General features: G+C 70.0%; 21 protein-coding genes. 13 read left to right on the top strand and 8 right to left on the bottom strand.

What is annotated here, in order from left to right; genetic code table 11:
* The first annotated feature begins 17 nt into the window (after positions 1-17).
* Together O7632_RS22185 and O7632_RS22180 are read left to right on the top strand one after the other, a co-directional pair.
* A complete protein-coding gene (locus tag O7632_RS22185) occupies positions 18-1,118 on the top strand; it encodes a sugar kinase (RefSeq protein ID WP_278116884.1) in 1,101 nt (366 codons plus the stop codon).
* A 218-nt stretch (positions 1,119-1,336) separates the two neighbouring features.
* On the top strand, positions 1,337-2,497 hold the full coding sequence (locus O7632_RS22180) for an MFS transporter (RefSeq protein WP_278116882.1): 1,161 nt from the start codon (positions 1,337-1,339) through the stop codon (positions 2,495-2,497).
* A gap of 61 nt (positions 2,498-2,558) precedes the next feature.
* Here the strand turns inward: O7632_RS22180 and O7632_RS22175 are convergent, their stop codons facing one another.
* Both O7632_RS22175 and O7632_RS22170 read right to left on the bottom strand, forming a co-directional pair.
* Complete coding sequence (locus tag O7632_RS22175; protein ID WP_278116880.1) at positions 2,559-3,410, bottom strand: hypothetical protein; 852 nt, start codon at positions 3,408-3,410, stop codon at positions 2,559-2,561.
* 121 nt (positions 3,411-3,531) lie between these two features.
* Positions 3,532-3,942 carry a VOC family protein gene (locus O7632_RS22170; protein WP_278116878.1) on the bottom strand — a complete coding sequence of 137 codons (411 nt, stop codon included), beginning with the start codon at positions 3,940-3,942 and terminating at the stop codon, positions 3,532-3,534.
* Positions 3,943-4,070: 128 nt separating this feature from the next.
* Here O7632_RS22170 and O7632_RS22165 point away from each other — a divergent pair, with 128 nt between their 5' ends.
* From O7632_RS22165 to O7632_RS22120, 10 genes are all read left to right on the top strand, one after another.
* Positions 4,071-4,580, top strand: coding sequence for an SRPBCC family protein (locus O7632_RS22165; RefSeq protein WP_278116876.1), 510 nt, complete (start codon positions 4,071-4,073; stop codon positions 4,578-4,580).
* 159 nt (positions 4,581-4,739) lie between these two features.
* On the top strand, positions 4,740-5,096 hold the full coding sequence (locus O7632_RS22160) for a hypothetical protein (RefSeq protein WP_278116874.1): 357 nt from the start codon (positions 4,740-4,742) through the stop codon (positions 5,094-5,096).
* Positions 5,097-5,176: 80 nt separating this feature from the next.
* On the top strand, positions 5,177-5,923 hold the full coding sequence (locus O7632_RS22155) for an ATP-binding cassette domain-containing protein (RefSeq protein ID WP_278116872.1): 747 nt from the start codon (positions 5,177-5,179) through the stop codon (positions 5,921-5,923).
* Positions 5,920-7,200 carry a hypothetical protein gene (locus tag O7632_RS22150; RefSeq protein ID WP_278116870.1) on the top strand — a complete coding sequence of 427 codons (1,281 nt, stop codon included), beginning with the start codon at positions 5,920-5,922 and terminating at the stop codon, positions 7,198-7,200. Before O7632_RS22155 ends, O7632_RS22150 begins: the two co-directional genes overlap by 4 nt.
* A 1-nt stretch (position 7,201) precedes the next feature.
* Complete coding sequence (locus O7632_RS22145; RefSeq protein ID WP_278116869.1) at positions 7,202-7,831, top strand: hypothetical protein; 630 nt, start codon at positions 7,202-7,204, stop codon at positions 7,829-7,831.
* Positions 7,832-8,293: 462 nt separating this feature from the next.
* Positions 8,294-9,448, top strand: a complete 1,155-nt coding sequence (locus tag O7632_RS22140; RefSeq protein WP_278116867.1) for a helix-turn-helix transcriptional regulator — start codon at positions 8,294-8,296, stop codon at positions 9,446-9,448.
* A 166-nt stretch (positions 9,449-9,614) separates the two neighbouring features.
* Positions 9,615-10,826 (top strand): helix-turn-helix transcriptional regulator, encoded by a 1,212-nt coding sequence (locus O7632_RS22135; protein WP_278116865.1) that lies wholly within the window; start codon positions 9,615-9,617, stop codon positions 10,824-10,826.
* A gap of 244 nt (positions 10,827-11,070) precedes the next feature.
* Positions 11,071-11,241: a hypothetical protein gene (locus O7632_RS22130; RefSeq protein WP_278116863.1), complete on the top strand. Its 171-nt coding sequence runs from the start codon at positions 11,071-11,073 to the stop codon at positions 11,239-11,241.
* The gene (locus tag O7632_RS22125) at positions 11,238-11,519 is read left to right on the top strand and encodes a hypothetical protein (RefSeq protein WP_278116861.1); all 282 of its coding nucleotides are present in this window, start codon (positions 11,238-11,240) and stop codon (positions 11,517-11,519) included. The genes O7632_RS22130 and O7632_RS22125 overlap by 4 nt, the downstream gene beginning before the upstream one ends.
* Positions 11,520-11,526: 7 nt before the next feature.
* Positions 11,527-12,765, top strand: a complete 1,239-nt coding sequence (locus tag O7632_RS22120; RefSeq protein WP_278116859.1) for a helix-turn-helix domain-containing protein — start codon at positions 11,527-11,529, stop codon at positions 12,763-12,765.
* 13 nt (positions 12,766-12,778) lie between these two features.
* On the opposite strand, the gene O7632_RS22115 is transcribed toward O7632_RS22120, so the two are convergent.
* The 5 genes from O7632_RS22115 to map all read right to left on the bottom strand — a co-directional run bounded on the left by O7632_RS22115 (position 12,779) and on the right by map (position 18,485).
* Positions 12,779-14,362, bottom strand: a complete 1,584-nt coding sequence (locus tag O7632_RS22115; RefSeq protein ID WP_278116858.1) for a hypothetical protein — start codon at positions 14,360-14,362, stop codon at positions 12,779-12,781.
* Between the two features lie 58 nt (positions 14,363-14,420).
* The gene (locus tag O7632_RS22110) at positions 14,421-16,244 is read right to left on the bottom strand and encodes a hypothetical protein (protein ID WP_278116856.1); all 1,824 of its coding nucleotides are present in this window, start codon (positions 16,242-16,244) and stop codon (positions 14,421-14,423) included.
* 376 nt (positions 16,245-16,620) lie between these two features.
* Positions 16,621-16,878, bottom strand: coding sequence for a hypothetical protein (locus O7632_RS22105; protein WP_278116854.1), 258 nt, complete (start codon positions 16,876-16,878; stop codon positions 16,621-16,623).
* 72 nt (positions 16,879-16,950) lie between these two features.
* On the bottom strand, positions 16,951-17,568 hold the full coding sequence (locus O7632_RS22100; RefSeq protein ID WP_278116853.1) for an MOSC domain-containing protein: 618 nt from the start codon (positions 17,566-17,568) through the stop codon (positions 16,951-16,953).
* A 128-nt stretch (positions 17,569-17,696) separates the two neighbouring features.
* Positions 17,697-18,485 carry a type I methionyl aminopeptidase gene (gene map, locus O7632_RS22095; protein WP_278116851.1) on the bottom strand — a complete coding sequence of 263 codons (789 nt, stop codon included), beginning with the start codon at positions 18,483-18,485 and terminating at the stop codon, positions 17,697-17,699.
* A gap of 76 nt (positions 18,486-18,561) precedes the next feature.
* Here map and O7632_RS22090 point away from each other — a divergent pair, with 76 nt between their 5' ends.
* Complete coding sequence (locus O7632_RS22090; protein ID WP_278116850.1) at positions 18,562-18,828, top strand: helix-turn-helix transcriptional regulator; 267 nt, start codon at positions 18,562-18,564, stop codon at positions 18,826-18,828.
* A 244-nt stretch (positions 18,829-19,072) separates the two neighbouring features.
* On the opposite strand, the gene O7632_RS22085 is transcribed toward O7632_RS22090, so the two are convergent.
* Positions 19,073-21,037 carry a BTAD domain-containing putative transcriptional regulator gene (locus tag O7632_RS22085; RefSeq protein ID WP_278116848.1) on the bottom strand — a complete coding sequence of 655 codons (1,965 nt, stop codon included), beginning with the start codon at positions 21,035-21,037 and terminating at the stop codon, positions 19,073-19,075.
* Positions 21,038-21,058: the final 21 nt, after the last annotated feature.

Raw genomic sequence — 21,058 nt, 5'->3', positions numbered from 1 at the left:
TCCCGCGAGCGTGGCCGATGATCCTGACCGTCCGGCCCGCCGCCGAATGTCGCTTCGATCTCGTCTCCCTCGGCGAGGTGATGCTGCGCCTCGATCCCGGTGAGGGCCGGGTACGGACCGCCCGGACCTTCGCCGTCTCGGAGGGCGGTGGCGAGTACAACGTCGCTCGGGGACTTCGTCGGGGCTTCGGCCTGCGGACCGCCGTCGTCACGGCTCTGGCCGACAACGAGGTCGGCCGGCTCGTCGAGAACCTGATGCTCCAGGGTGGTGTGGACACCTCGCTGATCCGGTGGGTGCCCGACGACGGAGTCGGCCGGGCCGTCCGTAACGGGCTGAACTTCACCGAACGCGGCCATGGCGTGCGCGGCGCGGTCGGCGTCTCCGACCGTGGACGTACCGCTGTCAGCCAGCTCGGCCCCGCCGATGTCGACTGGGACCACCTGTTCGGCGTCCTCGGCGTCCGGTGGCTGCACACCGGTGGCATCTACGTCGGCCTGTCCGAGGCCGCCGCCGACACCGCCGCCACGGCGGTGGCCGCCGCCCGCCGGCACGGCACGATCGTCTCGTACGACCTCAACTACCGGTCGAGTCTCTGGCGCGACGTCGGCGGCCAGGACCGGGCACGACACGTCAATCAGCGGATCGCCGGGATGGTCGACGTGATGATCGGCAACGAGGACCACTTCACCACTGTCCTCGGCTCCGACGCCCCGGACACTGACGCGGATCTGTCGTACCCGGGCGTGGACCGTGCGGAGAGGTCGATCTCCCGGGTGGTCCGGGCCTACCCCGGCATTTCGATCATGGCAGCGACGCTGCGTACCGTACGGACCGCCACGGTCAACGACTGGGGAGCCATCGGATGGTCCGCCGACACCGGGTTCGTCGCCGCCCGGCACCGGCCGGGCCTGCGGATCCTGGACCGCGTCGGCGGAGGCGACGGTTTCGCCTGCGGCGCCTTCCACGGCCTGCTGGAGCACGGCGACCTGCGGGTGAGCCTCGAATCCGGCACGGCCCACGGTGCGCTGGCGATGACCACGCCGGGTGACACCTCGATGGCCAGTCTGCCGGAGGTCGAGGCACTGGCCGCCGGCTCCAACGCCCGGGTACGGCGCTGAACACGCCCCGCCGTCGCGCGGTCGACCTCGGACACGGGCAGCCGCCGCCGGCGTCGGAGAGCGCGCCGGACAGCGGGTCGGGGGCCGCGCCGGAACATCTGTCGGAGAGCGCGCCGGACAGCGGGTCAGGGGCCGCGCCGGAACATCTGTCGGAGAGCGCGCCGGGGGACGCGTCGGAAGGCCGGCGGCGCCGGTGGTGGTCGCCGGGACTGCGGATCATGGTCGCCGACACCTTCCTCATGGGGCTCGGCTTCTACGCCCTCGTTCCGCTGCTCGCCTACCACCTGTTGAACGATCTGGGCCTCAGCATCGCGCTCACCGGCCTGCTCGCCGGCGTACGGTCAGCCAGCCAGCAGGGCATGATGCTGTGGTCGGGCATGCTCGCCGACCGGTTCGGCCACCGACGAGCAATCTGCCTGGGTGTGCTGCTGCGCGCCGCCGGGTTCACCGCGTTCGGTGTCGTGGACTCCGTGCCGGGACTCGCGGTCGCCTCGGTCCTGGCCGGCCTGGGCGGCTCCCTGTTCCACCCGGCCAGCTACGCCCTGTACGCCGAACTGACACCGGCACCTCACCGTACCCGCGCCTACGCCGTGCGGGAGATGGCCAGCAACGTCGCTTTCGTTCTCGGCCCCGCGCTCGGCGGCCTCCTCGCGGCCGTCAACTTCCCGGTGTTGTGCTTCGTCGCGGCCGGATTGTTCCTGGTCGCGGGCGCGATCACCTGGATCGGTCTGCGCCCGGACGGTCCCACGACCGGGACGGCTGATCGGACCTCGTCGCTGAACCGGTTGCGCACCGTCGCCCGGGACCGCGACTTCCGGCGCTTCGTGCTGGTCAGCGCGGGCGCCTGGGCCCTGTTCAGCCAGCTCTACCTGGCCGTACCGGTCCGGGTCGGGCAGGTGCTGCCGGGTACGACATCGCTGGGTCTGGTCTACACCGTCGCGGCAGTCGTCATGGTCGCGGCGACCGTGCCACTGACCCGGCTCGCCGAGCGGTACCTGACCACCGGCCGGACGCTCGCCATCGCCACCGTGATGCTCGCGTCCGGGCTGTGGCTGCTGGGTGTGCTGCCGGGTCCGGCCGGCGTGGTCACCGGCGTCGTCGTGTTCACCCTGGGACAGGTGCTGCTGTTGCCGACTGTCAACGGCACCGTCTCGCGGCTCGCCCCGCCTGGCGCGGTCGCTTCGTACTTCGGCGCGAACGGTCTGGTGCTGGCGCTCGGTGGACTCGTCGGCAACCTTGGCGGTGGGTGGCTGCTCGATCTCGACGGCGGCGTCGCGCGATGGCTGCCCTGGACGGCTTTCGCCGCGTGGGGTCTGGCCGCCGCAATCGCGTACGTGGTCGTGCTACGCCCGACCGGGGCCTTCGGCAGGAGCGGCTAGCACCGGGTGCTACCGCCCGGACGGGCTGGGTGGCACCCGGTGCTCATCGCTGGGGTGGGGATCAGGTGGCGCAGATGGCGTACGCCCGGGTGTACCAGTTGCCCGGGATGCCGGTCGGGTCCTCCAGCGCGATGTCGACGGCGCTGGTCAGCGCGGCGTCCGGGTAGACGCCGGCGTGGATGGCCTGGCCGATTCCGCCGGTGATCTCGGCGCCGAGGCCGTGCAGACGCTTGCCGGCCGGGCAGTTGGCACCGACCACCTTGTCGGCCGAGTCGACCGTCGAGGTGGCGCTGACCAGCTGGAGGCCGGGCAGCGGGTTGGCGCAGACACCGTACGACCACAGGCTCCAGTTGCCGGCGTAGCCGGCTTCGTCCTCGTAGCCGGTGACCGTGGCGCTGGTGAGCGCCGAGTTCGGCCGCAGGTCGTCGATCACCACGTTGCCGCCGCCGTTGCTGGTCCGGGCACCGACGCTGATCAGCCGCTTGCCGGCGGAGCAGGTCGCGGTCGCGGCCTTGTAGTTGTCGGAGTTGCTGCCCGTCTGGAAGCCGATGTACTCCAGCCCGGCCGGGGCCCGACCGCAGATGCCGTACGCGTGGACCCGCCAGCTGCCGGCGTAGGCACCGTTTTCCGCCGCGCCGGCGGCGAAGCGGTCGCTGCTGCCGAGCGCCTGCAGCCGGGTGAACCCGACCTGCCGGCCGCCGCCGCTGACGTAGCCGCCGCCACCGAGGATCCGGGTGCCGGCCGGGCAGACAGCGAGGGCTTCCTTGCTGCTGGTCGAGTCGAGCGCGGTGACGCCGCTGACGAAGACCAGGCCGGGCACCGCCGACGCCGGGGTGGCCACGGCCACCCCGGCCAGGGTGCCGCTGGCGACCACCAGCGCGGCGATTGCCAGGCGTACCAGTCGATTCTTCACTGTGCTCTCCCTTGTCGTGGGGATCTGACACAGGGGAGAGCACGGCGTGGCCCGGCCGCCAACAACTTCTTTCAAGATCCTTTGTGGGCGGCCCGGGTGGGGATCGCGGCGCGGGCGGGGATCACTGTGGCTGGGCGACGTTGACCATCCAGCTGATGCCGAACGTGTCGACGCAGCTGCCGTAGAGATCGCCCCACATCTGCTTTTCGAACGGCATGGTGACGGTGCCCCCGGCGGACAGCTTCTCCCAGGCCTCCTCCAGCCCCTCGCCGGGGTCGCCGCTGAGGCTGCACACGACGGTGTCGCCCGGGTGGTACGCCATCCCGGGCGCGGTGTCGGAGGCCATCAGCGTGTAGCCCTGGTCGGTGGTGAGCATCGCGTGCATCACCTTGTCGGCGATGGCGGGCTCGGCCGAGCCGTACTCGCCGAACGTGCTGATCCGCAGCTCGCCGCCGAACACCGAGTGGTAGAACTCCATGGCCTCGCGGGCGTTGCCGTCGAAGGTCAGGTAAGGGTTGAGTCGGGACGCCATCGTGGGTCTCCTTGCTGGATGTGTACGTGTCATCCCGGACGCTAGACCCACCCACCGACACAACGAGGCCGTTCCGCCCGACCCGCCGTTCGACGACGCGATGTCCGGAAGCCTCCGGCCGGACGGCAATGGGCGAGGCCGTCCGCGCGGAACGGATCACTACTACGATGGCCGTCATGGCCCGTACGGACACCGCTTCCCGCCTGATCTCCGCTCCGGTCGAGCGCGTCTACGCCGCGCTCGTCGACCCGGAGGCCCTTTCCGCGTGGCTGCCGCCGGAAGGGATGATCGGCCGGATCGAACGATTCGACCTGCGGCCTGGCGGCTCCTACCGGATGGTCCTGACATACGCGGATGCCTCGTCCGCCTCGGGCAAGGCGACCGAGGATTCCGATGTCGTCGAGGCGCGTTTCGTCGAGATCGTCGATGACGTACGGGTCGTGCAGGCGGTCGATTTCGTCTCCGACGACCCGGCGTTCGCGGGCACGATGACCATGACCTGGGAAGTGACCATGGCCGAGGGCGGGACCAGAGTCATGATCCAAGCCGACGACGTGCCCGCCGGTATCAGCGCGGAAGATCACGCAGCCGGCCTCGGTTCGTCATTGGCCAATCTCGCCTCGTACGTCGAACGCTAGTCCGATGGAATTTCCAACATCGCGATCGTCCACGCGGTTGTGCTTGTGTCATTAATGAATGTTCAGTAATCTCGATGATGGTCGTGTCGGCCGGTGGAATCCTTCGTGATCTTCGGTCGACCACCGTAATGCCCGTTCGGATCTACCCATTGGAGCCTCATGGGCAAGGATCAAGGATCATCAGGTTTCCGTCGTCACGGTAAGCGTGCTGTCCAGGCGGGCGTCCTGGCTCTACTCGCGGCCGGTGCGTTTAGTCTCACCGCGACCGGCCCGGCGGTCGCCGGGGGCACGTCCGGCTCCGTCTTCAACTGCTACACCCAGTGGTGGAACACCGCCTGGGCGCAGAAGTGCGGCGCTCCGGGCGCCAAGTACACCGGAACGTACGTCTCGGGCATCGGATGCTCGGCCCAGTCGGGCAAACGCATCGATGTCGTCCGAGTGCAGGGCAGCCGTGGGACCGTCTCCGGTCCCGACTGCACCTTCTCGGCCAACAACGGATGGATCTCCTACTACTGACGACTACCCGGACATGCCGCGACGGCGTGTGGTTGCCGACCACACGCCGTAGCCGCATGTTCGTGATTGAGAGCCGCCAGATGAGTGTCGTGCTGGATGAGCTGGCCCAGGGATACGCGACGTCGACCGTCATCGAAAACCTCAGCGTCACCCTGCGGCCCGGGATCACGGCGTTGTTGGGCCCTAACGGGGCGGGTAAGACCACCCTGCTGCGTACCCTGGCGACCATCATGCCGCCCCGCAACGGCCGGATCCGCATCGACGACGTCGAAATCGACGGCGAGCGGTCGGCCCGTAAGGTCCGGGACCGGATCGGCTATCTGCCGCAGGACTTCGGATTCGACCCAAGGATGCGGGTCGCCGATTTCGTGACGTACGCGGCCTGGATGCGCGGGGTGCCGTCGAGCCAGTGGCGGCGATTCGTCGACGAGACCTTGGAGATGGTCGACCTGACGGATCGGCGGCGATCGCGGATGCGCAGCCTTTCCGGCGGCATGCGCCAGCGCGCCGGCATCGCCTGGGCGGTCGTCGGCCGCCCTCGGGTGGTGCTGCTCGACGAGCCCACCGTCGGCCTGGACCCGCGCCAGCGCTTGCAATTTCGCAAGATCATCGCCGGGCTCGACGACACGATCGTGGTGCTCAGCACCCACCTCATCGACGACGTCGCGGCGGTCTGCGACCGGGTGATCGTGCTGCACGGTGGCACGGCCCGGTTCGACGGCCCGGTGGACGAGCTGGCGGCACTGGGCCACGATGGACTCCCGGGTCATTCGCCGCTGGAACGGGCGTACATGCGTCTGCTGCCCGAAGGGGAGCAGTTACTGTGAGCGGACTGTGGCTGCACGTACGGAACTCGCCGCTGCGGTGGGCGCTGCCGGTCCTCATCGCGCTCGACCTTGCGGTGTTGTTTCTGCGCAATCGGCACTGGATCGGGGTCTGGCCGGAGACCGGGGCCGCCGCCCAGGTGCCGGCGTACCTGCTCGGGATCCTCGGTGCCGGTGCCGCCGCCTGGGCGGCGAGCGTACCGACCCGGCACCGCATGGTGGAACAGTTGACGGCCGCCCGCGTCCACCCGGCCCGGTTGGAAGCGAACCGCCTCGGAGCCACCATCGTCGTCCTGCTGATTCCCTATCTCATCGGGCAGGCGGTGGCCTTCGTCGTCACGGCACGGACGTTTCCGCCAGGTTTGCATCTCTGGCTGGGGTACGCACTACTCGGCGTCTTCGTCATCCTGACCTCGGTCGCGCTGGGCTGGACCTGCGGCAAGCTGCTCGGGTCTGTTTTCGCGGCGCTGACGGCGGCGCTGGGATTCCTGTTTCTCATCGCGTTGCTCGACCGGGTGGGATTCGTCGTGGTGTCGGGTCGTCCGGAAATGACAGTCGATCCGGGTCCACTCGCGGCACGGCTGGCGTCGATCACGCTCCTGCTGCTGGTCTTGCTCTGGCTACCCGCCTTGTCCACGGCGGGGCGACGGAGAACGCTGGTGCTGGTCCCGGCGGTCCTGCCGCTCGTCGTGGTGCTGGCGGCCACCAGCCCGGTCGCGGAGCGGGAGCTACCCGGCGACGACGTGGTCTGCGTCCAGGGGTCGACCAGGTTGTGCATCTGGCCCGAACACGAGAAATACCTGCCTCTGCTGGGGGAACTCAACGCGCGGATCGACCGGCTGCCGGAAAGCTTCGTCCGCCCGCCGCTCATCAATCAGGTCGGAATCCAGCCGACCTGGTTCATCGGACCTGACGGGCGGCGGCACCACAGCGACGACGTGGGGCCGCCGGCCTTCAACATCCTTGCGGGAAGTCCGTGGTCCTACTCCGGTGACATCGGTACGGCGCTCGTCTCCGCCACCTTGCGATTCGGCTCTTGTGACTGGACAATTCTCAGCTCGTCCGATGAGAGACGGCTCTGGACGGTCGAGGCCTGGCTGGAGTCGTACCTGGTCGGCCAGACCAGCCCGGACTACCGCACCAACGCGCCAGCGGAGATGCAGGAAGCCTGGTCGAAGGGGCGCGAGATCGCCAGCGGGGACTCCCTTTCCGACCAGTTCCAATGGGCGGCGGGGGAGGTGGACGACCTTCGTGGGCGTTACTGCCACCCGGGACACTGAGATGACCGCCGGCACCGTCGCGGTCAAGCTGTTTCTGACGGTACGGCCGGCAGCCGCTGTCCTCGCCGCCGTGGCGCTGCTGGGCGCACTGGCGGCCTGGTTCGGGATGGCCGAGACGCCGTTGCCGCAGTCGGTCGACCGCGACGAGGCGATCATCCCGTTGTGGCGTCTGCTCGCCATGGGCGCTGCCGTTCTTCCCGTCCTCGGGCTGACCAGCCCGCTTGCCGACCTGGAGCAGGTGGCGACCGTACGGCTGCGGGCCGCACAGCGGATTTACCTTGCCGGCCTGGGCGTCGGATCCGCGATGCTCTTCCTGGGCGTCTCCGCGCTCGCCATGCCGCCATCGGTGATCGCCATCATGGCCCGTGGGTGGGTCGGCTGGTTCGGTCTGGCGCTGGCCGCCGGGGCGATCCTCGGCTGGCGGCTGGCCTGGACGCTGCCGACGGCGGTCGCCGTCTGCGTGTGGTACTGGGGATTCGGCACGGACTACCAGTACCGGTGGTGGGAGTTCAGCGCCCGGCCGTACGACGATCTGCCGAGCCTGGTCGTGAGCGTCGTCCTCCTGGCCCTGGGCCTTGCGGCCTACAGTGCGGCGCCGTGGCGTCGGCGACGGTTGATGTTCTGGCGGTAGCCGCCGGGACCGTCGCCATTGACCGAGCGCGTTGTCACGCCGCCGACGTTCAGCGGACGACGGTCCCTGCTGTCTCAAAATGAAGGTCAGCCTGCCGAGAGGTGCGCGCTTTCTTTCGCCGTCGAAGTGGACGTGTCCCGACCGGCGGCTTTTGTCGCCCGATGACTGCATGCTCCATCTACATCATGGTGAGGGTTACGCACGTTATTCTGCGTTTTAACGTGCGTAACCCTCACCATGACACAACCGCCTTCCGCGCTCGCGGCAGCCGGAACCGATTTCATCAACGATCGCTCTCATCGATGGAGATTCTTCCCTGAGGCAGCTACGGCCCAGTGTCAACGGCCGAGCGACCGGCAACCGACGCTTCAATGCCATCGGGGAGCCGAGTACCGTCGGACGTGGCGGCATTTCGGGTAGCGACCCGGGTGCTGTCCAGATCGCTGCCTGGGGGTGACCGTCATGTCCCGAGTCGTCGATCCGCGCTGGCCGTCGACCCTGCGCACGTTTCGTCGGCAAGCCGGGCTGTCGCTGCGAGACCTCGCGACCAGAGCGCACTACGCCAAGTCGTACTTGCACGACCTTGAAACCGGTCGCAAGTCGCCCACGCCTGAAGTCGCCGGCCAGCTCGATGACGTGCTCGCCACCGGTGGTGTCCTCACATCCATGCTCACCGACGACGGCGAAAACGACGCTGCGGAGCTTGCCCGCCGCGTGACCGCCAGCGATGTCAGCACCACCACCATCACAGGTCTGGAGGTGGCTGTTGATCAGCTCGCCGTCGCCTACCCCGTCACTACCCCTCATGTTCTGCTGCCGCTCGTCTGTCGACACCTGACCTATGTGACCACCCTCGTCGGATCCGGCAGCAGGATGACCCTCGATCAGCACCGCCGGATTCTCGTGGCTGGCGGCTGGATGTCGTTGCTCACTGCCACTGTGCTGATCGACCTGCGCCGCCGTGTCGCTGCCGCCGCGCATCTGCGTACCGCTGACGAGATGGCCGCACAGGCGGAGCACGGCGAAATCCGAGCCTGGTGTCTCGAAACGAGAGCATGGGATGCGCTCGTCACTGGCGACCCCACCGCAGCGCTCCAACTGGCTCAAGGTGCCCAGACCATTGCCCCAGCCGGCAGTAGCATCCTGCTGCAAGCGACCGCGCAGACCGGCCGGGCGTTGGCGCTGCTCGGCGACCGGCGTGCGACCAGCAGAAGACTGGCCCAGCTTGAGCGAATGGTGTCCCCGCTCGGTCAACCAGACCAGCCGGAGCACCACTACCGCTATGATCCGCAGAAAGCCCGGGCTTACATCGCCACCACCCTCACCTGGGCGGGCGACCCGGCAGCCACCGTCGAGGCCAGCGACGTTCTTGCTGGCCTGTTGGCCGAGGGAAGTAGGCCGCGACGAATCGCTTCGGCTCGGCTGGATCTCGGCCAAGCCTTGCTCCCGGTGGATCCGTACGAGGCCACAACGCAGGTCGCAGCTGCGATCAAATCGGGGCGAGTTGCCGACTCGAACTGGTGGCGCGTCGACCGGGTGCGGCAAGGACTGGCGCAGGCCGGAATCTCGACGGCTGAATTGGATGAGCTGTGCGAGGCACATCAGCCGTCGTCGTGATGGCGCCGTAGCTCGCGACACCGTGCAATCGTCGGGGCGGGGGTATTGAGCGCTGGGAGAAGCTGGCGGCTGATGGCCGGTCAGGCCGCCTGACCGGCGTTCGTGACCGGTATCGTGGCGGGAGGCGGGTCCGTCGATCGCGTCCCGCCCACTGAGGAGGATCGGGATGGACCCCATGCCGGGACTGACCTTCGGTCAGCGTCTCAAGGTCTACCGCGAGCGATCCGGCAAGACGCGTGCGGTGCTCGGCGGATTGGTCGGCCGCAGCGCTGAGTGGGTCAAGGCGGTGGAAACCGATCGAATTCTGCCGCCGCGCATTCATATGCTGGACCGCATCGCCCGTGTCCTCAAGGTGGATGTGCCAGCGCTCGTCGGAGAACTGGGCAATCATTCGACGGTCGTGAACGGTCCCGAGCATCCGGCGCTGGCGGCGGTTCGTGATGCTGTCAACCGGCCTATCCTGGCCGGCGATGTGGCACCGCAGCCGTTGAGCGAGATCCGAGAACGCCTCACCGCAGGATGGCGGGCACGTCATCAGGCACCTGACCACCGTACGGTGCTCGGTGCTCTGCTGCCGGACCTGTTGCGAGACGCGCAGCGAGCCGCGCTCGCCTATCAGGGCGACGAGCGCAGGCAGGCTCAGGCGCTGCTGGCTGAGGCACTCGGGCTGACGCAGATCTTCCTGGCATACCAACCGGCTGCCGAACTTGTATGGCGGGTCGCCGACCGTGCGATGACCGCTGCTCAGGAGTCAGGCGATCCCGAGGCGTTGGCTCGCGCTGGTTGGTTCCTGTGTCACGTGCACCGCGACACCGGGGATTGGGATACCGCGATGGCGTTGGTGCTCGATCTCGTCTCGGCACTGGAACCGCAGCTGACCGACGCTGACGCGAACCTTCTCGCGCTTTGGGGTGCGTTGAACTTCGAGGCCGCCTACACCGCAGCCCGTGCAGGCGAGGAGGGCCATGCCTGGCGCTACTGGGACCGCGCCGACAGCGTCGCCCAACGACTGCCGAAAGGCTATTACCAGCCGCAAACGTCGTTTTCCCAGATCGTCATGGGTGCGCACGCGGTGACACTCGCCGTGGAGTTGCGAAAGTCCGGCGAAGCCGTGCGGCAGTCGCGGCGAATCGATCCCGGGGAGATCCCTTCCCGGCCACGCCGTGCCCGCCACCTCATCGAGGTCGCTCGTGGCCACCATGGCAAAGGCAGCGCCGAGGCAGCTGTCGCCACCCTGCGCCAAGCGTACGAGTCGGCACCAGAGACGATTCGTTTCAACGGGTACGCCCGCCAGATCACCCTCGACCTGCTCGACGGTCCGCGATCCATGCGGGACGAGGTTCGCGCACTCGCGTTGACGGTCGGCCTGATCGCATAGCAGGTCGCCAACGACAGCGTCCCAAAGCGCAAGGCGCAGGCGAGGCACCGAGAGGTGACGCATCGACTGGTCGCCGTACCACGGGTACGAATCCTCCCCCTCCGGCCAGGTGACCACTCGTAGCGTTCTGGCTACGGCCTGACGGGTTTGTTCTCGCGTCGGGCTGGTCTGCCGGCGGCGGCCTGGGGTCGACGTGGAGAGCCACCTCGGGTCGCCGCCTTCCAACTCCGTACTGGGGGGCGTCGTGCTCGGGAAGTGGTTTCAGCGTCCGGACGGGGTGATCGACGTGGTGTATCCGGTGCCGGGTCGGCGGCGGTACGCCGAGCGGCCCGCCCCGGTGGACAGCCGGCCGGTCACCCGTACGGATCGGGCGCACCGGCGTGGCGGTAACGGCGGCCGGCACTATCTGCCGTGACCGGCACCGAACCGGCCCACGAGCCGCACCGACCCTCGTGGACCTGCGTCGTGTGCCCAGCCGGTACGCCCTGGCCCTGCCCACCAGCCCGTACCCAGCTCGCCGAGGCGTACGTCGACGATCCGGTCGGCTTGTCGACGGACCTGGCGGCGATGCTGCCATACGCCGCCGACGAGGCCGCGATCAGCGACCCGGCCGAGCTGCACGAACGGTTCGTCGCCTGGACCTGGACCCCGGCCGACCCCGACAGCCGGCCGCAAAAGGCCGACCAATGGTGAGCCCGTTGTGAGTACGGAGAGCACCGCCAAGACCGAGCTGCCGATCGGGCGGCGGGTGGCGCAGTGGCGGGTCCGGCGGCGGATGACCCAGCAGGTCCTCGCCGACCGGCTCGGCAAGTCGAAAAGCTGGATGGACAAGGTCGAGCGAGGAGTCCGAACGCTGGACAAGTACTCCACCGTCCAGCAGATCGCCCAGGTGCTGCGGGTCGACCCGACCGAACTGCTCGGCGGCGAGGGCGGTCCGCCGACACCCACCGCCGCCGGGGCGGCGGCCGAGATCGACGGGTTACGGGCTGCGCTCGCCAGCTACGACGTGTTCCGCCTCGACACACCAGCACGGCCGCCCCCGACACTCGACGAGCTGTGGCAGCGGGTCGCACATGCCTGGTCGACCTACCGGCACGCCCACTATCCGCAGCTGCTGCGGATGCTGCCCGGACTGCTCGACACCGCCCAACGCCGACACGCCACCGAACCTGCCACTGCCGCAGAACCGTTGACGCAGACCTACCGGATCACCGCGTCGGCGCTGGTCAAGCTCGGCGAAGCCGACCTGGCCTGGCTGGCCGCAGACCGCGCCGTCACCGTGGCGAGCAGCGCGGCGGCCGGCGACCCGCTGCTGGCCGCCAGCGCCGCCGTACCGCTCGGGCAGATCCTGCGGGCACTGCAGCGCCACCGGCTGGCGATGGCGACCAGCGTCGCCGCCGCCCACCGGATCGCACCGCAGGCCGGCGACCACAGCCGACCGCAGCGGCAGTCGGTCTACGGCACGCTGCTGCTGCAGGCCGCGTTGGCCGCCGCCGCGATCGGCGACACCGCCGGCACCGGCGAGCTGATCCGGCAGGCCGCCCAGGTCGCCGACCGCGTCGGCGACGGCCACGACCACGACCACGAGCAGACCGCCTTCGGGCCTGTCGTGGTCGAGCTGGCCCGGGTGGTGACGGCCGTCGACCTCGGCCAACCCGACCAGGCGGTACGCCGACACGACACCATCGTCACCGGTCCCCACTGGTCGCAGCTGCCCGCCGAACACCGCGCCGCCTACCTCATCGACGCCGCCCGCGCCTACCTGCACGTCGGCGACATCGTCGCGGCCGGCCGGACCCTCGTCGACGCCGACCGCGTCGCGCCCGCCGAAGTCCGCCTGCGACCTGCCGCCCGTACCGTCGTCACCGAGGTCGCCCGGCACGGACCGGAATCGGCCGGCGTGGCCCGACTGGCGACGGCGATCGGCCTTACCTGGTGAGACAGGTGGGCGGTCAGCCTCGGCACAGCGGGACGTCGGGTTCGACGACCGTACGGTTGATCACGTCGGCGCTGAGGAAGTCCACCGACGTCGGGATCTTGTAGTCGAGGACGATTTCGATCGCCTTCTGCAGCGGCTCCGACACGTTGAGCCCGCCGCCGGTCCGGACCGTCACCACCAGCGTCGTCCCGCGACACTTCACCGCCGGCCCGGCCAACGGCAGCCCGACCCGGCCGGCCGCCGACCCGTTGGTCAACCCGATCGACGCGACCACCCCGACGAACGGCCCGGCGCCCGCCACCGGCAGACCGATCATCAGTCCGAAGCGGAACTCGATCGCCACCACGATCGCCTCGACCCCGACCGACACCCCGGACAGCGACTGCATGATGCTCTTCATCACCGAGAACTGGGGCGTCAGCACGCCGCCGTCGTAGCCGATCGGCCCGGTGAGCCCCCACTGCCCGGTCGCGGAGATGTTGCCGTTCTTGGCGGTGAACGCCGTCTCGACGAGGAACTTGAACGTCTGCTTGAGCGTCGCCGGGAACCCGCCGATGATGATGTTCTGTTTGAGCTCGATCGGTAGTTCGACGCGGGCCTTCTTGTTGTCGCTCAGCCCGTTCTGCGCACCGGCCGCGATGGTGACCGACAGCGCCTCCAGCCCGTCGACCCGCAACTTCGGCTGCGGCAGCACCCCGTTGGTCACCCGGAGATCGCCCGACACCCGCAGGTCACGCAGCAGCAGGTGGATGTCGAAGTCGACCACCAGGCCGGTGGCGGCCGTACCGTGCTGGGCGCTCAGACCCAGCTTCGTCTGCTCGCCGTACGCGGTGACGGCCCAGCCGCCGACCGTACGTTTCATCGACACCGGCGCGCGGGCCCCGGCCAGCGCCTGCCCCGACGTGCCGCCGGGGGCGAGCGCCCGGATCGGAGCCAGGGCGATCGGCGGTACGGCGATCCGCAGGTCGTCCGATGCGCCGAACGCGTTGACGCCCAGCCCGGCCGCCGCCTCCGGGTCGGGCAGTACCGGTGTGTCCGTACCGGCTCCGTCGTCGACGACCTCGCCGAGCAGGTCGGGCAGCGGCTCGAACGTCTGGGACTCCAGGTCGAGAGCCTGATCGAAGGTGAACCGGCCGTCCCGTACGACGTCGGTCAGCTCCACCGGTGCCAGGGTGACCGCCAGGTCGCCGCCGGACCGTTCGGCGCGGACGACCCGGCCCAGCGCCTCGCTGGTCAGGAACATGACTTTGCCGGGTTCGAGCTGGTCGGCGCCATCAGCGTCGCCGTCGATGACGTAGGTGAAGCCGTCCTCGCTGACCGAGCGGATCGCCGCGCCGCCGCCGTCGACGAACACCACGTCCGGCTGGTAGACGACGGAGTCGTCCGGCTTCGGGGCGTACCCGTGCTGTTGGTCGCCGCCGGACCCGCCGGCCGGCCCGCCTCCGCCGCCCGAGCCGGCCAGGTCGCCCAGCCCGCCGGGACCGCAGCCCGCGATCAGCGTGGTGACCAGCACGACCAGCAGCGTCGACACCGCGAGCGGGCCGGGTCGCCGGTGGTGGGCACCGGCGACCCGGCCCGGATACGGCAGTCTCGTCATACGCCGACGCTAGGGCGTGCGGCGTCTCGCCGAATCAGGTGTTTCCCTAACTGTTCGCTCAGCCGCTGGCCGGCGTCAGCTTGATCAACTCCCAACCGCCCTCCGGCACGTCGTCGGTCGGGTCGGTGGCCAGGTTCATCGGGTTGGCCATGCCCAGGTACAGCGTCGAACCGTCCGCGATCATCGTGCGGAAGCCGTAGTTGAGGTAGTTGCCCAACCCCTTGGTGTCCACCGGCCTGGCCCGCCGCAGGCTGGAGTCGAACACCCACAGGTCGCCGCCGTAGAGCCGGGGATCGATCGTGATCGGGTCCAGCTCGTCGCTGAGCCGGCCGGCCACCCCGTCGAAGCCGAGCATCTGCTCCGTCTCCGGCAGGAAGTCCTTGGCGAGGAAGCTCCAGTCCATCGTGCCGACGAACAACTTCCCGTTCGAGACCGTCATCGTCCAGGTGTAGTTGTTGTAGATGTTGCCGAAGCCGATGTGTCCGAACTTCGGACGGTAGCCGGTGGACACCCACGACCAGCCACCCGTCCCGCTGTTGGCCATCGGGTCGTACGCCGGCAGCTCGTCTTCGCCGTAGAGCAGTTCCACCCGCTCCAGTACGGTGCCGAACCGCTTGCCCCGGAAGATGCTCACCGCCCGCTGCGAGTTCTCCAACGTCGCCCGCGCCGCGAACTCGTCGGCCGGCGGGTACGCCTCGGCGAGCGTGCCCGTCGACTTCAGCGGGACGTGCATGGTGCCCCAGTAGAGGTAGCCCTCGTAGGAGGCGAGCGCGCCCAGGCCGTACGTGCCGGCGATGATCGGGTCCGGTTCGTAGGACGCCGCGCTCCAGACCTGCGTCCAGCCCGCCAGGTCGTCGGCGGTCAGCCCCGGCGCACCGTCGCCGAGTCGTGGGCTCATCCACACCCCGGCGATTCCGGGGTCGGCGTCGACGGTGGGCGTGACGCCGGGGCGACGGATCGCCGACCGGGCGGCGGTCGACCCGCCGCCGGCCGCCGACCAGGTGCTGACGAAGACCCGGCCGTCGTGCACCTCCAGGTCGGCGACCTGGGCCGGTAGCTGTCCGACCTCGACGAAGTTGAACGGGTCGTTGCGGTCGCCTGCCCAGCGCAGGATGTATCCGCCGTCGCGGCCGTTGGGGCCGACGCCGACCCCGGCGTACAGCACACCGTCAGCGACCACGAAGTGCCGGATGTTGCCGTACTTGGTGAAGTTGAACGAGCCCAGGAACTGGCCGGTGACGGTGTCGAAGGCGAACATGTTGACCGTCGCCCCGAGGGCCGGCCCGGCCAGGAAGACGACGCCCTGGTGGGTGCCGCCGGCCCTCAGCCCCAGCGTACGGCGCAGCCGGGACAGGTCGTCCGCCGACGCGGTGGTGACGTCGGCGGTCTTCTCGGTCAGCGCGCCGGTGGCCAGGTCGTGGGTGTACACCCGGGGCATCCGGTGGTCGCCGGCGCTGACCGGCAGGGTCGGATTCTGTTTGACGACCTGGCTCTCGGCGAACTCGCACACATAGGAGTCGGTCTGCCGGGGGGTCGGCAGGGCCAGGGTCGCCCCGGTCACGATGCAGTTGACGTTCGCCCCGGTGCCGAACCACAGCCGGTTGTTGGCCTGGGCCAGCGACCACACGTACGCCTGGTTGACCTTGGCCTGGCCCTCCGCGCACGGCGGACCGGCCGGATAGGGTTGGCCGATCCCGTTGAAACACTCGTCGGGGACGGCCTTGGCGAGCACCTCGTGGGTGTAGGCGGGCGGTCGCAGGGGCAGGAGTCCTTCGGTACCCGCCTCGGGGGCCGCGACGGCGGGGGTGCCGGCGAGTGCGGGGAGGACCCCGAGGACGACGGCGTAAACCAGGCGTCGCCGGGCATTCTTGGGCCAGTGCATCGCTTTCCTTTCGTTGGGTGCGATCCGATTCCGACGGCGTATTCCGACCGTTGCCGGTCGAGTGCCGGCGGTAGTGGACACGTCGAGGAAACCGTGGACAGCGGGTGCGGCCATCGCCGCCGGGCAGCTGTCGACGGAGGTCGGCCGCTACCCGGTCGGACGATAGGTTAGATAGATTGCCATCTCATTTCAAACATCCAGAGTGCTCTGTCTGTTGTCGCTTTTGTCATCCTGTGCCGAGTCGGAATGGCTCCCGGTCGGATAGTTGACCGATCTCTACATACATTTCTAAATATGTAGACCTATCGATTGTGGAGGGAGTTCTCAAGGCGACGGTAGGCTTGCGCGGCGACGTGCCGCCTACCGGGTGGGCATTTCACCGCGACGGTCTTGCCCTCGGAGGTGAATCCGCTGCTACGGGTCGCCAGCCGCAGCCCGGGACCGGATTGACGCAGACGGCGTACGCCTGCGCGCCGTACTCCGACGACGGCGGGCCGTCGGACTCGGCCAGTGCTGCCTCGACGAGGACGCCGTCCAAGGCCGACGACGGTGCGACGGTGTCGAGCTGGTTGGGGTACTTGCCGTGGGCGACGCCGCCGGTGCCGATCACCTTCTTACCGGTCGGGCAGGACACGCGGACCCGGCTGGGGGCGGACGATGAACCACGCCGCCCGTACGTATGTCGCGGTAGCGCGACCGTCGGGGATCAGGACGTGGCCCGGTCGGTGGCGTCGGCCGGGCCGAGTACGTGAATCCGGTCGCCCGGCCGGATCACGCCCGCGACCACCACCCGCGCGTAGAGGCCACGCAGCCGGGCCTGCCGGCCCGGCTCGCTCCACACCAGCTTGTGGGCGTCGCGGCCGTAGCGGTCGGCGAACTTCACGCAACCGTTGTGCGGCTCGGCCGTCACCTCGATGACCGCCTCGTCGCCCACCGCGAGCCGGATGCCGGCGGGCAGCGCGTCGGGATGCAGGTCGAGGTCGACGAAGAGCTGGTCGCCCGCCAACCCCCAGTCCTGCGGGTCGTCGCCGGCGACCAGCCGGACGAACCGGGAGTTCATCACGGCGAGCTGCCGGTGAGGATGAGCCGACCCGTCACTGGTCTTCGAGCTCCCGCGCCGCGCCCAGTCATCGCCGACCAGCCCTTCGGTGACGTCGAGCTCGCCTTCGGCGAGCAGTTCCCGCTCGTCGACGGAAGGTCTACGGACCACGAGGTCCAATGTGCCGACGCCGCGTGGGGAACGGGCCACCTCGGTGAGCCCGGTGGTGAGTTCGACCATGGACAGATGACGGGGTGCCGTGGTGCGCGCCGAGGCGTGGTCCATGTTCGGAGTGTCCCAGAACCCTCGCGGGTCGTCGACAGGGTTTGCGGGCCGACGGCCGGTCGCGGATCGAGCCGGAGCCATCCGTGGCTTTTGGGTGCGGCGCCGGTCACTTTTGGGTGCGGCGCCGGTCATCCGATCGACGGCGCCCTGGGTGGGCGGCCGGTCAGCACCCGGGGCCCGGACGCCGTGATGGCGACCGTGTGTTCGGAGTGGGCGGTGCGGGAGCCGTCGGCGGAGCGGATCGTCCAGCCGTCGGCGTCGAACGCGATCTTGTCGGTGGACCGGCAGAACCAGGGCTCGATGGCGATCGTGAGGCCGGGGTCGAGCCGCAGGCCACGGCCGGGACGGCCACTGTTGGCCACATGCGGGGCCTCGTGCATCGTGCGGCCGATGCCGTGGCCGCCGAACTCGCCGTTGACGCTATAGCCGTAGGAACGGGCGACCTCGCCGATCGCGGCGGACACGTCGCCGAGACGGCCGCCGGGTCGGGCGGCGGCGATCGCGGACTCCAGCGCGGTCTCGGTGGCCTCGATCAGGGTCAGGTCGGCCGGGTCGGGGGTGCCGACGACGACCGACAACGCGGAGTCGGCTGCCCAGCCGTCGATGCTGACCGCCATGTCGATGCTGAGCAGGTCACCGTCGCGCAGGACGTAGTCGTGCGGCAGCCCGTGCAGCACCGCGTCGTTGACCGACAGGCACAGGACGTTGCGGAACGGTCCCCGGCCGAACGACGGGGCGTAGTCCCAGTAGCACGACTCGGCACCGCGTTCGGCGATCCGCCGGCGGGCGTGGTGCTCGATGTCCAGCAGGTTGACGCCGACCGCCGCGACGTCGCTCAGTTCGGCGAGCAGCTCTCCGACGAACTGGCCGGTCACCGCCATCCGGTCGATCTCCTCGGCGGACTTGAGCTCGATCACGACAGCCTCCCTCTCCCTGGCGGTATTTTTATACCACATCGAGTCGGGGCCGCTCCGCAGGGTCTATCCTGCTCGTATGGTTCGCCAACCGCTCACCGCCGAACAGATCGCGGCGGGCCAACGCCTCGGTGCCGCCCTGCGGGTCGCGCGCGCCGGCCGTAGCCTCGTCGAGGTGGCCCTGGCGGCCGGAATCTCTCCGGAGACGCTGCGCAAGATCGAGGCCGGCCGGCTCCCCGCACCAGCGTTCGGCACCGTGGTCTGCCTCAGCCAGGCACTCGCCGTCCCCCTCAGCGACCTGGCCGACGTCTGGCTGGCCGACATGCCCGTCCGCCAAGCGTCCTAGGGCCGGCGTGACCACCGGCCGCCGTCCGGCGTGACGCCGCACACGGCGATGGTGCGGCATCGCTGGGGCGCAACGCCATGTCATGGATCGTCGGGATCGTTGGGTTCCGTCTTGCCCGCGACGCGCTGGTCCGCCTCGGTGTCTTCGACTGAGCGCGAATCCAGCGCCCTGATCGGTGGCGACGGGCGGAACCGTTCGCCTCTCCGTCGCGGCGGGGCGCTGGAACAGCAGGTTCTCGAACGTCTCATCGACCGAGTGCCGCGTCGAGACGGTCGAGAACATCGGCGACGGGACCGGCGGTGAGTACGCCGCTGCCCGCCCCGGCCAGCTCGCCCGCCGCGGGCGCGAGCGCGGTCCGGGCACGATTCATCACCGTACGGTCATCGAGGGCGATCGCGGCCTGGGCGGTGAGGCACCACCGTGCCTCGAGCAGCAGATCGCGCGGCGGATCCGGGATCTGCCGCAGCGCTGCCGACGCGTCGGCCGGCCGGTCCCGGGCCAGCAGCACGAGCGGACGCGCCCACGGCCGGTAGGGACCCCAGTCGGTGTCGTCGTCGAAACCGGCCCGCTCACCGTGCCAGACCCGCAGGCACAACAGCGTCAACGGGAGCAGACCCTGCTCGACGCCGGGCATGCCGGCGGTGGCGAGCCGCTCCGCCGCATCGCGGTAGGCGGCCTCGGCGATCCGCGTCGGCGACCCGGTCGCGGCCAGCCGCAGCGCCCGATACCAACAAGTGAACACCCCGACCAGCGGCCGGTCGTACCGCTCGGCGAGCTCGTCGGCGGCAGCGGCGTGCCGGTCTGCGGCAGCGAAGTCGGCCAGCCCGCCGCACGCCTGCATCCGGACGAGCCGGCCGAGGATCTCGTACGTCGGCAGACCGTTGCGGGCGGAGATCGCGACCAGTTCGGCGCCGATCTCGTCGCGCGCGGCGGCCAGGCCGGCGCGGTGGAAGGTCTGCATGAACATGCCGTTGAGCGCGAACGCGAGCAGGGTGGGGTCGCCCAGCCGGCGGGCGATCCGCTGCGCCTGGCGGGCCGCCTCGGGTCCGCGTCCGCCGCGCGTACCACGTGATTCCACCGCGATCGTGGCCAACAGCCGGGCTCGGGTGGCATCGAAGGAGCCGGGACCAACGGTGGTCAGAGCCCGCTCGGCCGCCGCCACGATCTGCGCCGCCTGCGCCGGGTCGTCCGACCGGGTCCAGATCGCCGGTACGTCGTACCCGCCGATCACCCGGGCGGTGAGTTCGGGATCGCCCACCTGCTCGGCCACGACGATCGCCGTGATCCGCTGCTCCCGTGCCGCTTCGAGACCGCCCGCCCCGGTCACGGCGAGACTGCGCAGCAGACCGACCGTCGACTCCAGCCGGGCGCCGGAACCGGCCGGCACGGTCCGATCGTACGCCGCCAACGTCTGCGCCCAGAGCCGATCCGGTGCGGCCGGACCGGGGCCGTCGTCGACCCGCTCGGTCTGGCGCAGGATGTCTGCCTCCAGTTGCCGCAACCGCAGGCCCGGATCGATGCCCAACTCGTCGAGCAGCAGGCGGCGGGCCCGGCGCAGGACCGCGAGCGCGTCTCGCTGGCGGCCGGCCCGGTACAGGGCGAGTGCCAGCAGCCGCCACGCCTCCTCCCGCCACGGATGCCCGGCCACGTGGGCGTCGAGATCCGGTACGGCCTCGGCGGCCCGCCCGAGGTCCAGCAGCGCGGCGGCCCGCTGCTCGACGGCGTTGAGCCGGAGCTGGTCGAGGCGGGAACGCTCGACCGGCGCCCACGGCTCGTCGTCGAAACCGGCGTACGCCGGCCCCCGCCACCGGGCCAGCGCGCGGTCGAGCCGGTCGAGCGCCGCGCGCGGGGGAGCCGAGGACGCGGCGGCGACCGCCTCCTCGAACCGCCAGGCGTCGACCGCGTCCGGAGTCGGCCGCAGCGCGTACCCCGGTCCGTCGGTGACCAGCAGGCGGGCCGGCTGACGCGGCGGACGCTGCGGCTCCAGGGCGCGCCGCAACGCCGCGACGAAGGTACGGACGGCGCTCACCGCGCCCGGTTGCGGCTCCGGCCACAGGTCCTCGACGAGACGGTCGACCGGGACGACCTGACCCCGCGCGACGATGAGCCGGGCCAGCACCGCCCGGTGCTTCGGCCCCTTGAGGTCGATCACCTCGCCGTCGCCGTCCCAGGCGACGACCGGCCCGAGAACACCGAAGCTGACCTGCACTACCCGGACCGCCCTTCTGCG

The sequence above is a fragment of the Solwaraspora sp. WMMD406 genome (assembly GCF_029626025.1).
Lineage (GTDB): Bacteria > Actinomycetota > Actinomycetes > Mycobacteriales > Micromonosporaceae > Micromonospora_E.
Note: the sequence above shows the minus strand (reverse complement) of the source record. Positions and strands in the feature narration are given on the sequence as shown.

Bases quoted from the DNA above. Each gene is read 5' to 3' on its own strand.
- O7632_RS22185 (WP_278116884.1), top strand. From the start codon at position 18: ATGATCCTGACCGTCCGGCCCGCCGCCGAATGTCGCTTCGATCTCGTC.
- O7632_RS22180 (WP_278116882.1), top strand. From the start codon at position 1,337: ATGGTCGCCGACACCTTCCTCATGGGGCTCGGCTTCTACGCCCTCGTT.
- O7632_RS22170 (WP_278116878.1), bottom strand. From the start codon at position 3,942: ATGGCGTCCCGACTCAACCCTTACCTGACCTTCGACGGCAACGCCCGC.
- O7632_RS22165 (WP_278116876.1), top strand. From the start codon at position 4,071: ATGGGCGAGGCCGTCCGCGCGGAACGGATCACTACTACGATGGCCGTC.
- O7632_RS22160 (WP_278116874.1), top strand. From the start codon at position 4,740: ATGGGCAAGGATCAAGGATCATCAGGTTTCCGTCGTCACGGTAAGCGT.
- O7632_RS22155 (WP_278116872.1), top strand. From the start codon at position 5,177: ATGAGTGTCGTGCTGGATGAGCTGGCCCAGGGATACGCGACGTCGACC.
- O7632_RS22145 (WP_278116869.1), top strand. From the start codon at position 7,202: ATGACCGCCGGCACCGTCGCGGTCAAGCTGTTTCTGACGGTACGGCCG.
- O7632_RS22140 (WP_278116867.1), top strand. From the start codon at position 8,294: ATGTCCCGAGTCGTCGATCCGCGCTGGCCGTCGACCCTGCGCACGTTT.
- O7632_RS22135 (WP_278116865.1), top strand. From the start codon at position 9,615: ATGGACCCCATGCCGGGACTGACCTTCGGTCAGCGTCTCAAGGTCTAC.
- O7632_RS22115 (WP_278116858.1), bottom strand. From the start codon at position 14,362: ATGACGAGACTGCCGTATCCGGGCCGGGTCGCCGGTGCCCACCACCGG.
- O7632_RS22110 (WP_278116856.1), bottom strand. From the start codon at position 16,244: ATGCACTGGCCCAAGAATGCCCGGCGACGCCTGGTTTACGCCGTCGTC.
- O7632_RS22100 (WP_278116853.1), bottom strand. From the start codon at position 17,568: ATGGACCACGCCTCGGCGCGCACCACGGCACCCCGTCATCTGTCCATG.
- O7632_RS22090 (WP_278116850.1), top strand. From the start codon at position 18,562: ATGGTTCGCCAACCGCTCACCGCCGAACAGATCGCGGCGGGCCAACGC.